A 13,171-nucleotide genomic window follows, 5' to 3' on the forward strand; every position below is an offset into this window, starting at 1 on the left:
AGCAATCCTCCTATCTGTAATAACTGTACTTCTTCTCAAGTTTTTTCGCTACAATGGTTACAAGACCAATCATAATCAAATAAATCGCTCCAGCTAAAAACATAGGAACAAGACTAGCATCTCGATTGGCTGCTGTCCGACTTGCCAAAATCAAATCTGAAATCCCAAGGGCATAAACCAATGAAGTATCCTTGACCAAACTCATGATTTCATTAAAGACGCTCGGTAAGACAATCTTTGTAACCTGAGGCAAAATAATATAGCGCACTGTGTCAAAAGGACTAAACTTCAAGACCTTAGCAGCCTCATATTGACCTTTAGGTATGGTTTCAATCCCTCCACGAAAGATTTCTGCAAAGTAGGCTGCATAGTTCAATACAAAAGCGATCACAGCAGCAGGCAAACGATCTAAACGTATCCCAATGCTAGGAAGAACATAGTAAATAAAGATTAATTGCAAGAGCAAGGGAGTCCCTCGCATCACCCAAATATAAAGGTCAATCAGATAATGGAGGGGTTTCCAACGAACTTGCAAAGCAAAGGCAACGACAATACCTAAAGGAATTGAAAAGATCAAGACCAGAGCAAAGACTTGAAGAGTCATACTTGCACCATTCAATAAACTTGGTAATATCTCAAACATATAAGACATACTGCACCTCCTAAAAATTATTGTTCCTATTATAGCATAAATAAACAATTTAGCAAGGTTTTTTGTAAAAAAATTCTATAATTCTTGAACTATACACCTTTATCTAAGAAATCAGAGCGAAATATCATCTTAAAAAATTAGAAGAATTATAAGGATTCTAGACTCGAATATAGGTTTAACTTCTAATTCTGAGAGAACCATGATCAAATTTTTTTATCAAATATCTATAAAGATTTCATTGATACAGAACGCTGTTTTCTCTCATTCACTTCATACCTCTAGAGATATAAAAAAGAACCACTTTATAAGAATAGTATCATTTCTACTATCCATACAAGTGGCTCTTTGATGATGCCATAGCAAAGGCATCAAAATTTTTCAACTAGATTATTTAACTTTTTTGAAACGGAATAAGAGAATGGAACCAAATGCAAGTACTACTCCTACAACAGTAAGCAAGATAGTCATTTCAGATGTACCAGTATTTGGTAGTTCTTTATTTTCTTCTGGTTGTTTAGGTTTGTTATCAGAAGAACCCGGAGTCTCAGCAGCATAAGTATTTGTGATGGTTGGATTATTACCTGTAACTGTTGCTACAAGTTGACCTTGACCACTGTCTACAACTTTTACTGTTACTGTATAAGCATTTTTATCATAAGTTACACCAGTTTCGCTACCATTTTTTTCAGTGATCGTGTATGTGTGAGTTCCTGCAGTAGTGTATTCAATTGCTGGGAAAGCAACTGTTCCGTCTGCAGCATTCTTAGCTGTTGCTACAAGATTGTCACCTTCTTTCAATTCAAATTCATATTTATCTGCCTCAAGAGTTTTACCATTTAGGACTTTTTTAGCAGTAATTGAAGTTGTTGCAGATTTAGCAGAATACGAATTTACAAAAACTTTATTGTCATATTTAACACTTGCAAACTTCTCACCATAAACATCTGTTACAGTAACTTCTGCGTTAATAGTCTTATCATCGTAAGCAAAACCTGGTTTTTGATCATTAACTTCTTTGATCTGATACTTATACGTACCCACTGTAGAGAATTTAACGGCTTTAAATTTCACTTTGCCATCTTTATCATTCTTAACAGTTTCCACAACTGATCCGTTTGGATCAAGTAGTTGGAAGCTAAATTCTTCAGCAGCTAAGTCTTTTCCTTTTAACTGCTTAGAAACCTCAAATGAAACTTCTGTAGAACGTGAACCTGAACTAATACCTTCAGTTGTGGTTAATGGTGCAAAACCTTCTACATCAAAGTTTTCAGACGAAGTCGTAATTTTAACGTTATTGAAAGCTTTCTTCGTTGTATTATCAACTGGAGCGGTGATACGAGTCTTATAAACTACATACAAACCTTGGTTGGTTAGATCGCCATTACCATTTGGAGTAATAGTGAAGCGATTAGAATCTTGAACAACAATGTGACTTGGATTCAAAAGAGGATGAGGCTCATCCTTACCCCATTCAGTAAAGTAGTAACCTGTAATCTCACTAGCTAATACTTGTCCTTCAGGGATTGTATCTTGAATCGAAACACCTTCATAAGGATTAGCATATTTGTTTACGCGAATATACCAATTAATATAATTTGGATCGTTCGTATCTTGAACTCCCCATTTAGTAAATCCTGTTGGATCCTCATCTGGAACAATACGAGTCAAATTGTATACTCCTGCTCCAGGAATGTCGATTGGATACGACTTATTGAGTTCAACATTATCAGCCCATACAACAGTAAATAAGGCCGAAATTTGTTTCTCCTCAGGTAAGTTAGCAAAATAATCTTCGTTACTTACCGTCACAGTCGCTGTATTTGCAGACTTATTTGTCGTTAACTCAGCAACCTTAGTGACTCCATCGTTACCAAAGATTTCAGTAGTTGAATCTGATTCAATTTTGAATTCATTTGGAACTTTATAAACCATAAAGTCACCATTCTTCAACGTTGTTGAGTTGTCGAATTTGTAAGTGGTTTGAAGGTAAAATTTCCCTTCACCATACTCTGCACCATCAACTAACTTATTATTGTTAATTGTCGGTACTGTCGTTAGCGTATAGCTACTAGATGATAGTTCAGCAGCTTTAACCACATTGCTAGTTCTTAGTACTGGGATAAATACTGAAGCTACTAACAATAGCGCCATGAATGCATGAGAAAGTTTTTTATTAATCTTTTTCACAACATTTGCCTCCTTTATTTTTGGGGATAGATTCCCCTATTTATTATTATATATTCTTATATAAATTTGTCAAGTATTTCATAGTAGTTCGATGTTCAAACCATACCTTTAAACTCTTATTTTATAGGGTGTAGCAGGCTTTCATCGTTCAAAACTTCATCTAAATTAGCTATAAGAAGCTCTAACATTTATATTATATTAGTAAAAAAGAAAAGACCTATGAGGTCTTTCAAATCATTCATTTAAAGTCATTCGTTTCTGTTAATAAGATTTTACAAAAATTAGAAATCCTTAAAGTGTTTCTAAGAGTTCTTGCATTTGAACATCATCTGGAACGAGTTTTAAATAAGCTTCAGCTTGCACTTTGGCTTCTTCAAAATATCCCAATTCACGTAGGAGATAAGTATACTGCTCCAGAAATTCAGGATTATCCTTGAGATCAAGCGATAGTTCCTGATAGAGCTCATAGGCCTTATCTAAATCCTCGATTTCCTGGTAAGAACGGGCAATCATCCACTTGGTCAAGAGATTTTCAGGTTCTTGACTTTGGAGAGCGATGATATCTTCATACCGCTCTTGTTCCATATAAATGGTTGCAAGGCGAAGGAAAATTTCTTCTGTATCCTCTGCATCTTCTTTTGCAGTAAGAAGAAACTGCTCAGCACCACTAGGATCATGTAATTCATACGAAAACTGTGAAGCAGCTAGTAAGAGCCGAGTTTCAAACGGATTTTTCTCCAAACCTTGTTTAACGATACGAAGGGCCTCTTCCACCTGATGTTCCTTGTACAAGGCTTGACTATAACCATACTCATATCCTTCAAAATCAGGTGAGATGGTATCAATCTGCTTAAAGTAAAGAACAGATTTTTGATACTCTTCCTGATCAAAGTAAAGACTAGCCAGTTCAAAGGCAGTTTGGTCATCGTATTCTAATTCTAAAGCTTTTTCTAAGAATTCAGTTGCAGCTTCAAACTTACCTAACTGGGCATAAGCGTAGCCAATTCGCTGATAGGTTGAGACACCCGTTTGCTCATAGATGGAGCGATTGTCTAATTGAGCATAGCCCTGAATAGCTTCCTGATAATTCCCTAGCTCGCTATCCAACTCAGCCAAACCAAAAACTAATAAGGCATCATCTGAGTAGTTTAAGGCTTCCAGTAACTTTTCACGTGCTACATCTGTCAATCCTTCCAACTGATAGAGGTCTGCCTTCAAGGCCAAGGCCGATACGTACCAGTCACTTTCGGGTGTGATTTCCTCAAGGTAAGCAAAGGCTTCCTCAACATTGCCATCCTCACTAGCAATGCTGGCTAAGTTCAGATTCACTTCTGCAAATTCTGTAACGATATGTTGGTAAATTTCTTTTGCTTGAGGATAAAAGCCAACTCCCTCTAGATAGTTTGCTAGTTCGTAAAGAACCTCACTTGAATCTGTTTCGAGGGCTTTGTGAAAATACTGATCCGCTTTGGTTAAATTCTGTTCATCCAAAGCCTGGAGCATACGTTGACTATTGTTCACTTTTGATTTCCTCCCCTTCTTCTTCATACAGACCGCTAACTTTTTTGTACCAGTTAAAGATAGCTGAAATAACGACCTTGGCAGAGGCATAGACAGGGATTCCCAGCAAGACTCCCCAAATACCAAACATAGAACCTGAAGTTAGGAGAACAAAGAGGACATTGATTGGATGAATGTTTAGCTGACTACCTAAAATAAGCGGAGAAACGAAGCGACCTTCAATCGTTTGTTCAACAATAAAGACAATAATCACTTTCAAAAGCATGACAGGCCCCGCTATTAAGCCCAAAACCAAAGCAGGCAACATCGCTAGAAAACTACCCAGGTAAGGTACTAGATTGAGGATACCAGCCGTAATTCCAAGAGTCACAGCATATCTGAGACCAATAATCTTAAAGAAGATAATAAACATAATTGCCACGATAATAGCAACTGTAACCTGTCCTCTAACATAGTTTGACAACTGTTTATTAACATCTGACAAAACTTGTCCGACAGGTTCTTTTAACTTGTTTGGGATGAATTTAGTCAGGTAATCTCGCAAGCCTTTCCCATCTCTCAAAAGATAAAAGAGCATGAAGGGTACGATAATAACCGCTACAATGACTTGGGAAACGCTACTGATAAAGGCGCTAACCCAGTTAACAGCTTGAGAAGAGATTTTGCTGGCCCACATGGTCGCCTCACTAGAAACATTGGAAAGAACCTGCTCCAACTGTGGTCTAAAATCATCTGGCAAGCGTTTGGTTACAAGGTCATTGATCACCTTATCAGCATCTTCCAGGTATGTCGGCACATTCTTCGCAAAATTTAAGACCTGGCGTTGGAGATTTGGAATAGCGACTGCCAGCCCCCAAATGATAAAAATTCCAATAATGACAAAAACAATACTGATAGCAAGAACACGATTGATCTTGTGCTTCTCCATCCAGTCCACAATCGGATTGAGGAGGTAATAAAGTAAACCAGATAAAATAACTGGCAACATGACAACCCCTAAAAAGTCCAATACCGGTAAAAAGATAAAACTAATCTTACTTAGAATAAAAATGTTTAGCCCCAGTAACAAGGTTACTAAAAATACAGTGATGGCTTTATTATCTAAAAACCACTTAAAAAACCAAGATAGGCTAAAATGTTTCTCTTTATGTTCCATAAATACATCCTTTCTGTCATTCTCTCATTATACCATTTTTAGACTAAAATAACTCTTTTTTAAAGTGCTTACATGGATGAATCTGATGCTTCATGACTGCCATTTTGTGGTATAATGAACTTATCATTATTAAGAGGTATGGACATGAAAGAAACTGTTTATTTTGGAACTTACACTCGTCGCTTATCTAAAGGGATTTACAAGGCAGATTTTGATACAGAAACAGGCCAGCTTGCAGATCTTGAACTCTTTGCTGCTGAACCAAGTCCGACCTACCTTGCCTTTGACCAACAGCAACACATATACACCGTAGGAAGCCAGGATGGCTTAGGTGGAATCGCTGCATACAAGACAGATGGCGCTTTGCTAAATCATGTGGTTGAAGAAGGCGCTCCCCATTGCTATGTGGCAGTGGATGAAAAACGTGGTCTCGTATACGGAGCTAACTACCACAAAGGCCAAGTTCTAGTTTATAAGCGCCAAACGGATGGTAGCCTCATCCAAACGGATCTAGATCAGCATAGAGGACAAGGCCCTCATGAAAACCAAACTTCTCCACATGTACACTTTACAGATCTAACACCTGACCAGTATCTCGTCACCTGTGATCTAGGTACAGATGAAGTAACGACCTACGATGTTAGTCCAGAAGGAAAACTAAGTAAGCTCCACACTTATCACGGCCAAGCTGGAGCAGGTGCTCGCCACATCGTTTTCCACCACCACTATAAGATTGCCTATCTCATCTGCGAACTGAATAGCACCATAGAGGTCTTGATTTATGATGGGGTTGGTGAATTTGAACGCATGCAAGTTATTTCAACTTTACCAGATGGATATGAAGGCTTTAATGCTACTGCTGCCATTCGTCTTTCAAAAGATGGAAAATACCTCTATGCATCCAACCGAGGTCATGATTCCATTGCAGTCTATACAATCCTCGCTGATGGTAGCTTGGAATTATTAGAGATTGTACCAAGCCATGGTAAAAATCCACGTGATTTCGACCTAACTCCTGATCAAGAGTTTCTCATTGCTGTTCATCAAGATTCTGATAACGCAACGGTCTTTAAGCGCAATCCTAAAAGTGGCCGTCTTGCAGAGCTTTCTAACGACTTCCATGTCCCTGAAGCAGTCTGCATCAACTTCCCACATTAAAAAAAATGAACTTGAGTTTCAAGTTCATTTTTTTTATAGTCTATTTCCGACATTGATACGGTTGATAGCACGTTGCAATGCGATTTTTGCGCGACGTTCTTGGTCAATCAAGTGCTTGTCATGGGCTTCTTCGATTTCTCGTTCAGCGCGAAGTTTCGCACGTTCTGCCCGACTGATATCAATATCACGAGCACGCTCTGCTGAGTCTGCTACAATAGTAATGATATCATTAGCAATCTCGATAATTCCTCCGTTCACTGCAATCCAGTTCACATGAGTATCATCATCGATACGTTTCACCTTCACTTCATCAACCGCTAAAACCGCAATCATATTTTCATGTCGTGGCAAGATCCCCATCTCACCATCCAGAGTTCGTACCGATACAAAGCTGGCATGGTGATCATAGACGAGGCCATCTGGTGTCACGATCTGGACAGTTAAATGAGCCATAGATCACCTCTTAAAATCCCATTTTTTCTGCCTTAGCAATGACGTCTTCGATTGAACCGACACCACGGAAGGCATCTTCTGGTAGCTGGTCATGTTTTCCTTCAAGAATTTCCTTAAAGCCACGAACTGTTTCCGCTACTGGTACATAAGAACCAGGTTGACCAGTAAATTGTTCTGCAACGTTAAAGTTTTGAGACAAGAAGAACTGGATACGACGGGCACGTGCAACCAAGGTTTTTTCTTCATCAGAAAGTTCATCCATACCAAGGATAGCAATGATATCTTGCAATTCATGGTAACGTTGAAGGACACGTTTAACCTCAGCAGCAACTGCATAGTGCTCCTCACCAACAATCTCAGGTGCCAAGGCACGAGAGCTTGAAGCTAGAGGGTCAACGGCCGGGTAGATACCCAACTGTACCAACTTACGTTCCAAGTTTGTTGTTGAATCCAAGTGAGCGAAGGCTGTTGCTGGCGCCGGGTCAGTATAGTCATCCGCAGGCACATAGATGGCTTGGATAGAGGTTACAGAACCCTTCTTAGTTGACGTGATACGCTCTTGCAATTGACCCATTTCAGTAGCAAGTGTTGGCTGGTAACCAACGGCTGAAGGCATACGACCCAAAAGGGCAGATACTTCTGAACCAGCTTGAGTGAAACGGAAGATATTGTCGATAAAGAGAAGCACATCTTGGCCTTCTACATCACGGAAGTATTCGGCAATTGTCAAACCAGTAAGGGCAACACGCATACGTGCTCCTGGTGGTTCATTCATCTGACCAAATACCATGGCTGTTTTCTCGATAACGCCTGATTCTTTCATTTCCCAGTAGAGGTCGTTCCCCTCACGGGTACGTTCCCCAACACCAGTAAATACGGAAATCCCACCGTGTTCTTGGGCAATATTGTGAATCAATTCTTGGATCAATACGGTTTTACCAACTCCGGCACCACCGAAGAGTCCGACTTTCCCCCCTTTAAGGTATGGGGCAAGAAGGTCGATAACCTTAATCCCAGTTTCAAGAATTTCAGAAGAGGTAGACAACTCATCAAAAGTCGGAGCTTTTTTATGAATTGGCTGACGCTCAGCGTCTTCAGCAAAAGGAGCATCCAAGTCAATGGTATCTCCCAAAACATTGAAGACACGTCCCAAAGTTTCTTTACCTACTGGAACAGAGATTGGACGGCCTGTGTCCAAAACTTCCATTCCACGAGTCAAACCATCTGTTGATTCCATGGCGATCGTACGGACCATACCATCTCCCAACTCCAAGGCTACTTCAAGGACGATTTTTGTTTTTCTTTCGTCATTCTTGTAGACGACAAGTGCATTGTTAATCTCAGGAAGTGTTTCCCCTGCTGCAAACAAGACGTCTACAACGGGTCCAATAACCTGAGCAATTTTACCTGAACTCATCTCCTTCTCCTATTCTATATAAGATACTGTCGGTTCCTAGCTCAACTAGGTCCTAATACTCTTCGAAAATCAAATTCAAACCACGTCAGCGTCGCCTTACCGTACTCAAGTACAGTCTACAGCTAGCTTCCTAGTTTGCTCTTTGATTTTCATTGAGTATAAGTTCATTTTCATACGAGCTGGACTAAAGCCTTATTCTAAGGCACTAGCCCCCGCTACGATTTCTGTAATTTCTTGTGTAATCGCCGCCTGTCTGGCACGGTTATACTGGATTGTCAAATCATTGATAACTTTCTTGGCATTATCAGTCGCCGTTTGCATAGCTGTCATACCTGCAGCATTTTCAGCTGTCTTGGCATCGATAATAGCCCCGTAAATCATACTTTCGGCATACTGTGGCAACAACTGCTCTAGAATCTCATCACGGCTCGTTTCCAACTCAAAGGTTAAGCTATACTCCTCATCTGCTTCATTTGGATCGAGGTCAACAATCGGAAGCATTTGCTCCACACGCATTTGGCTGGTAAGCGTATTGACGTGGTGATTATAGCAAACATAAAGTTCATCAAAGAGTTCATTTTGGTACATCTCAATCGTTTTTGAAATAATTTTACGAACTTCATCAAAACTTGGTTGGTCGGCCAAGCCCCGCAATTCATAGATTGGTTGAATGCCACGAGCCTTAAAGAAATCAGCCCCCATACCACCAATACAGATAACTTCAAAGTCATCACCATTTGGATGATATTCTTCTTTCAGCTCCATCACAGCTTTAAGGATGGAAGCATTATAACCTCCAACCAAGCCACGGTCTGAAGTAATAACGATATAGCCTGTTTTCTTAACTGGACGACTAATGAGCATTGGATTGGTAGAGCCACCAGATCCGTTACCATGTAGAATATCCGTCAAAAGCTTACGAACCTTCTGAGCATAAACTTGAAAATTGCGTGCTGCTTCTTCAGAGCGACCTAACTTGGCAGCCGATACCATTTGCATGGCATTAGTGATTTGACTAGTATTTTTTGTTGAGGCGATTTTTGTTTTAATATCATTTAGAGATACTGCCATCTGACACCTCTATTCTTATTGGAAGCTGGATTGATTGAGAAACTCTGTAATCGCAGCATCCAAGACTGCTTCTTCTGGCAAGTCTTTTGTTTCACGAATGGTTTCCAAAATCTCTGGATGTTGTGCATCAAAGAAGGCATGGAACTCTTCCTCAAAACGAACAATGTCATTTACAGGAACTGTATCCAAGAATCCGTGTGTCAAAGCATACAGGATCGTCACTTGTTTCTCAACAGGCAAAGGCTTGTGAACAGGTTGTTTCAATACTTCTACCGTACGACGACCACGATTCAACTTAGCTTGAGTAGCCGCATCCAAGTCCGAACCGAACTTAGTGAAGGCTTCTAACTCACGGTATGAAGCAAGGTCGATACGAAGAGTACCAGCAACCTTCTTCATGGCTTTAATCTGAGCAGAACCACCTACACGAGATACAGATGAACCCGCATCAATAGCTGGGCGAATACCTGCGTTAAAGAGTCCATCTCCAAGGAAGATTTGTCCGTCAGTGATAGAAATCACGTTGGTTGCGATATAGGCAGAGATATCTCCTGCTTGCGTCTCAATAAATGGTAGGGCTGTGATTGATCCACCACCAAGCTCGTCAGAAACTTTGGCTGAGCGCTCAAGCAAACGGCTGTGAAGGTAGAAGACATCCCCTGGGAAGGCCTCACGACCTGGTGGACGACGGAGCAAGAGAGAAAGTTCACGATAAGCTACCGCTTGTTTAGATAGGTCATCATAAACGATCAAAACATGCTTGCCTTGGTACATGAATTCTTCTGCCATAGCGACCCCTGCATATGGAGCAAGGAAGAGTAATGGAGAAGGTTGTGAAGCTGAGGCTGTCACAACGATTGTGTAATCCAAGGCACCGTACTGACGAAGTGTTTCTACTTGTGTACGAACTGTTGATTCTTTTTGTCCAATCGCTACATAGATACATATCATATCTTGCCCTTTTTGGTTCAAGATGGTATCGATTGCAATGGTTGTTTTCCCTGTCTGACGGTCACCAATGATCAGCTCACGCTGACCACGACCAATCGGTACAAGGGCGTCAATAGCTTTCAAACCTGTTTGCAATGGTTCTGATACAGACTTACGCTCCATAACACCAGGAGCTGGTGCTTCTACTGGACGAGTCTTGTCAGTATGGATTTCTCCGAGACCATCAACGGGACGACCAAGTGGATCCACAACACGTCCAATCAAGTTATCACCGACAGGAACTTCCATGATTTTACCCGTGCGACGGATAGTGTCTCCTTCACGGATATCCGTGAAGTCACCGAGAATGATGATCCCAACGTCTGTTGATTCCAAGTTTTGCGCCATACCATAAGAGCCGTTTTCAAAAATCAAGAGCTCTCCACTCATGGCATTTTCAAGGCCGTGGGCACGCGCAATACCGTCCCCGATATAGGTTACAACACCAGTTTCAGTCACATCAAAAATGGGTTTGAAATTTTCAATTTGTTGCTTAATTAAAGCGCTGATTTCTTGTGCGTTAATTGCCAAAAGAACACCACTTTCTATTTCAAATTTTCTTTAACAACACGAAGTTGCTGTTTAATACTCACATCAATTGTCTTGTGATTGGCAAAAATGACAAAACCACCAATGAGACTTTCATCGATTTGTTCTTTGATAGTCCGAACTTTCAGAGACATTTTTTTCTCAATCAAAGGAAGCAATCGCGCCTTCTGGTCATCTGTTAATGGATGAGCGGAGGCAATCGTTACTTCAAATCGATTCGTTTCTTTTTCAAGTCGACTCAAACAATCTACAATTACTTCATAAAATAAATTTGCTCTGTGATTGTATAGCAGCACCTGAAAAAAGTTTTGCATTAATGGTGACACTGAGTCTTGGAAGAAACGAACGGTTTTTTCCTTATCCGACTCACCTACTGCCACTTGACCTAAAAAAGAAGGCAAGTCTGTTTCTTCTGCGACTTGCTTGATTTGAGCTAAGTCAGAAAAGATACGGTCTTCTTCTCCCTTTTCAATCACCAATTGGACAAAAGGCATGCTGTATTTTTCAATTACCTTTACTGTCTTTTTGTCCATTAAGCTTCTCCTAGCTGATCGATGTACTGATCAATGAGTTCTTTATGGGCTTGTCCGTCAAGGTTTTGTGAGATGATTTTACCAGCGAGACTAATCGTCAAATCTGCTACCTCACCCTTAACGCTTTGTAAAGCTTCCGCTTTATTTTGAGCAATTTCTTGGTTAGCTTTTTCTTTCAAGCGTCCTGCTTCCAGTTTCGCCTCAGCCAAGATGTCAGCTCTACTTTTCTCAGCTGTTTCCTTTGCATTCTCGATAATTGTCTTAGCTTCCGAACGGCTACCTGCCAACTCAGCTTCACGTTTGCTAGCGAGTTCTTCGGCCTTCTTACGGGCAGCTTCTGCTCCGTCAATATCTGAAGAAATTTTTTCAGCACGTTCATCTAAAATATTGGTAAGATTTCCCCAGGCATATTTTTTCACTAAAAAAATTAATAAAAGGAAGGAACCAGCGATAAGAATAAAGTCACCAATAATGGTACTAATAGTTAAATCCATCTTCTAATCCTCCTCTACTTACTCTTCCCCAGCATTTATCTTCTTACCAATGTACATCGATGACAACATGGTAAAGACATAGGCTTGAATACATGAAATGAAAATCGAAAAGGCTGTCCATAACATGTTTGCGATAAAGGCAAAAGGATACCAATACAAAGCATTTTGTGACAAGGCTAATAGCAATCCAGCTAAGACCTCACCGGCAAAAATATTTCCGTAGATCCGAATCGCCAAGGAAGCAAAATTGGTGAACTCTTCTAAAATGTTCATCGGAGTCATAAAGCCAGGTGTAACAAATGCTCTCAAATATTCTTTAACGCCTCTACGACGAACTCCTTCTACATGGGCGATCAAAGTGATCAAGAATGATAGGGATAAATCGTATCCAAGGTTGGCTGTTGGGGAAGTCCACAAGTTATAACCGTTTGTTGTTTGTACTTTTGCCATTAAGCCGATATTATTGGCAACCAAGATAAACAGAAATAGAGAAAACAGAAATAAGGAATAATCCTTGATGTATGATTCTCCAATGTTTGGTTTGGTAAAACCAATCACAAAGTCGTAAATCATCTCAAGAGCATTTTGTTTGCCCTTTGGACGGATGGTCATTTTACGACTTGCCCAGTAGACAAAGGCAAAAACCATCAAAACAGTTACAAGAGACATGGCAAGCAGGGTCAAATCAAAGGATATTGGTCCAATATTAACGGTTGGATTCAAACTTTCTTCCATGGTTTGACACCTCCATTTCTAAATAGAGTTGTCTATTTAATGACAAATGACATCGCCAAGGTTACAAAGAATGTTCCTTCGATAAAGGCAATCCCCATGATCATCAAACTACGCAATTGTGGGATGATGTCTGGTTGGCGTGCTGCAGACTTGAACAAACCGTTCATCAAAAATCCTTCTGCAAGGGATACACCCATACAGGCAAGACATAGACCGAAAAATGTTAAATTCATGATGAATTCTCCTTTTTATTTA

General features: G+C 40.2%; 13 protein-coding genes. 1 reads left to right on the forward strand and 12 read right to left on the reverse strand.

All coding sequences use genetic code 11. The features are described from left to right. Positions 1-10: 10 nt before the first annotated feature. From B7714_RS06275 to B7714_RS06290, 4 genes are all read right to left on the reverse strand, one after another. Complete coding sequence (locus B7714_RS06275; protein WP_000121156.1) at positions 11-652, reverse strand: amino acid ABC transporter permease; 642 nt, start codon at positions 650-652, stop codon at positions 11-13. Positions 653-1,039: 387 nt separating this feature from the next. After that, positions 1,040-2,839, reverse strand: coding sequence for a Spy0128 family protein (locus tag B7714_RS06280; protein WP_084859995.1), 1,800 nt, complete (start codon positions 2,837-2,839; stop codon positions 1,040-1,042). A 291-nt stretch (positions 2,840-3,130) separates the two neighbouring features. Further along, on the reverse strand, positions 3,131-4,360 hold the full coding sequence (locus B7714_RS06285; protein ID WP_001065986.1) for a tetratricopeptide repeat protein: 1,230 nt from the start codon (positions 4,358-4,360) through the stop codon (positions 3,131-3,133). Next, a complete protein-coding gene (locus B7714_RS06290; RefSeq protein WP_049489993.1) occupies positions 4,350-5,516 on the reverse strand; it encodes an AI-2E family transporter in 1,167 nt (388 codons plus the stop codon). The genes B7714_RS06285 and B7714_RS06290 overlap by 11 nt, the downstream gene beginning before the upstream one ends. Before the next feature lie 144 nt (positions 5,517-5,660). On the opposite strand from B7714_RS06290, the gene B7714_RS06295 reads away from it, so the two are divergent. Then, on the forward strand, positions 5,661-6,674 hold the full coding sequence (locus B7714_RS06295) for a lactonase family protein (RefSeq protein WP_000665595.1): 1,014 nt from the start codon (positions 5,661-5,663) through the stop codon (positions 6,672-6,674). 33 nt (positions 6,675-6,707) lie between these two features. Here the strand turns inward: B7714_RS06295 and B7714_RS06300 are convergent, their stop codons facing one another. The 8 genes from B7714_RS06300 to B7714_RS06335 all read right to left on the reverse strand — a co-directional run bounded on the left by B7714_RS06300 (position 6,708) and on the right by B7714_RS06335 (position 13,149). Continuing rightward, positions 6,708-7,127 (reverse strand): F0F1 ATP synthase subunit epsilon, encoded by a 420-nt coding sequence (locus B7714_RS06300; protein ID WP_000940836.1) that lies wholly within the window; start codon positions 7,125-7,127, stop codon positions 6,708-6,710. A gap of 10 nt (positions 7,128-7,137) precedes the next feature. Then, positions 7,138-8,544, reverse strand: a complete 1,407-nt coding sequence (atpD, locus tag B7714_RS06305) for a F0F1 ATP synthase subunit beta (RefSeq protein ID WP_000094372.1) — start codon at positions 8,542-8,544, stop codon at positions 7,138-7,140. A gap of 192 nt (positions 8,545-8,736) precedes the next feature. Beyond that, positions 8,737-9,615, reverse strand: coding sequence for a F0F1 ATP synthase subunit gamma (locus B7714_RS06310; RefSeq protein WP_000301234.1), 879 nt, complete (start codon positions 9,613-9,615; stop codon positions 8,737-8,739). A 15-nt stretch (positions 9,616-9,630) separates the two neighbouring features. Beyond that, positions 9,631-11,136 carry a F0F1 ATP synthase subunit alpha gene (gene atpA / locus B7714_RS06315; RefSeq protein ID WP_000996615.1) on the reverse strand — a complete coding sequence of 502 codons (1,506 nt, stop codon included), beginning with the start codon at positions 11,134-11,136 and terminating at the stop codon, positions 9,631-9,633. A 14-nt stretch (positions 11,137-11,150) separates the two neighbouring features. After that, positions 11,151-11,687, reverse strand: a complete 537-nt coding sequence (locus B7714_RS06320) for a F0F1 ATP synthase subunit delta (RefSeq protein ID WP_000359021.1) — start codon at positions 11,685-11,687, stop codon at positions 11,151-11,153. Continuing rightward, positions 11,687-12,181 (reverse strand): F0F1 ATP synthase subunit B, encoded by a 495-nt coding sequence (gene atpF / locus B7714_RS06325; RefSeq protein WP_000366311.1) that lies wholly within the window; start codon positions 12,179-12,181, stop codon positions 11,687-11,689. Before atpF ends, B7714_RS06320 begins: the two co-directional genes overlap by 1 nt. 18 nt (positions 12,182-12,199) lie before the next feature. After that, positions 12,200-12,916, reverse strand: a complete 717-nt coding sequence (gene atpB / locus B7714_RS06330) for a F0F1 ATP synthase subunit A (protein WP_000392937.1) — start codon at positions 12,914-12,916, stop codon at positions 12,200-12,202. Between the two features lie 32 nt (positions 12,917-12,948). Continuing rightward, positions 12,949-13,149, reverse strand: coding sequence for a F0F1 ATP synthase subunit C (locus B7714_RS06335; protein ID WP_001054551.1), 201 nt, complete (start codon positions 13,147-13,149; stop codon positions 12,949-12,951). Positions 13,150-13,171 lie beyond the last annotated feature (22 nt).

The sequence above is a fragment of the Streptococcus oralis subsp. oralis genome (genome assembly GCF_002096595.1).
In the GTDB taxonomy this organism is placed as follows: domain Bacteria; phylum Bacillota; class Bacilli; order Lactobacillales; family Streptococcaceae; genus Streptococcus; species Streptococcus oralis_D.

Coding starts and splice junctions, on each gene's coding strand:
- B7714_RS06275 (WP_000121156.1), bottom strand. CDS start 652: ATGTCTTATATGTTTGAGATATTACCAAGTTTATTGAATGGTGCAAGT.
- B7714_RS06290 (WP_049489993.1), bottom strand. CDS start 5,516: ATGGAACATAAAGAGAAACATTTTAGCCTATCTTGGTTTTTTAAGTGG.
- B7714_RS06295 (WP_000665595.1), top strand. CDS start 5,661: ATGAAAGAAACTGTTTATTTTGGAACTTACACTCGTCGCTTATCTAAA.
- B7714_RS06300 (WP_000940836.1), bottom strand. CDS start 7,127: ATGGCTCATTTAACTGTCCAGATCGTGACACCAGATGGCCTCGTCTAT.
- atpD (WP_000094372.1), bottom strand. CDS start 8,544: ATGAGTTCAGGTAAAATTGCTCAGGTTATTGGACCCGTTGTAGACGTC.
- B7714_RS06310 (WP_000301234.1), bottom strand. CDS start 9,615: ATGGCAGTATCTCTAAATGATATTAAAACAAAAATCGCCTCAACAAAA.
- B7714_RS06320 (WP_000359021.1), bottom strand. CDS start 11,687: ATGGACAAAAAGACAGTAAAGGTAATTGAAAAATACAGCATGCCTTTT.
- atpF (WP_000366311.1), bottom strand. CDS start 12,181: ATGGATTTAACTATTAGTACCATTATTGGTGACTTTATTCTTATCGCT.
- atpB (WP_000392937.1), bottom strand. CDS start 12,916: ATGGAAGAAAGTTTGAATCCAACCGTTAATATTGGACCAATATCCTTT.
- B7714_RS06335 (WP_001054551.1), bottom strand. CDS start 13,149: ATGAATTTAACATTTTTCGGTCTATGTCTTGCCTGTATGGGTGTATCC.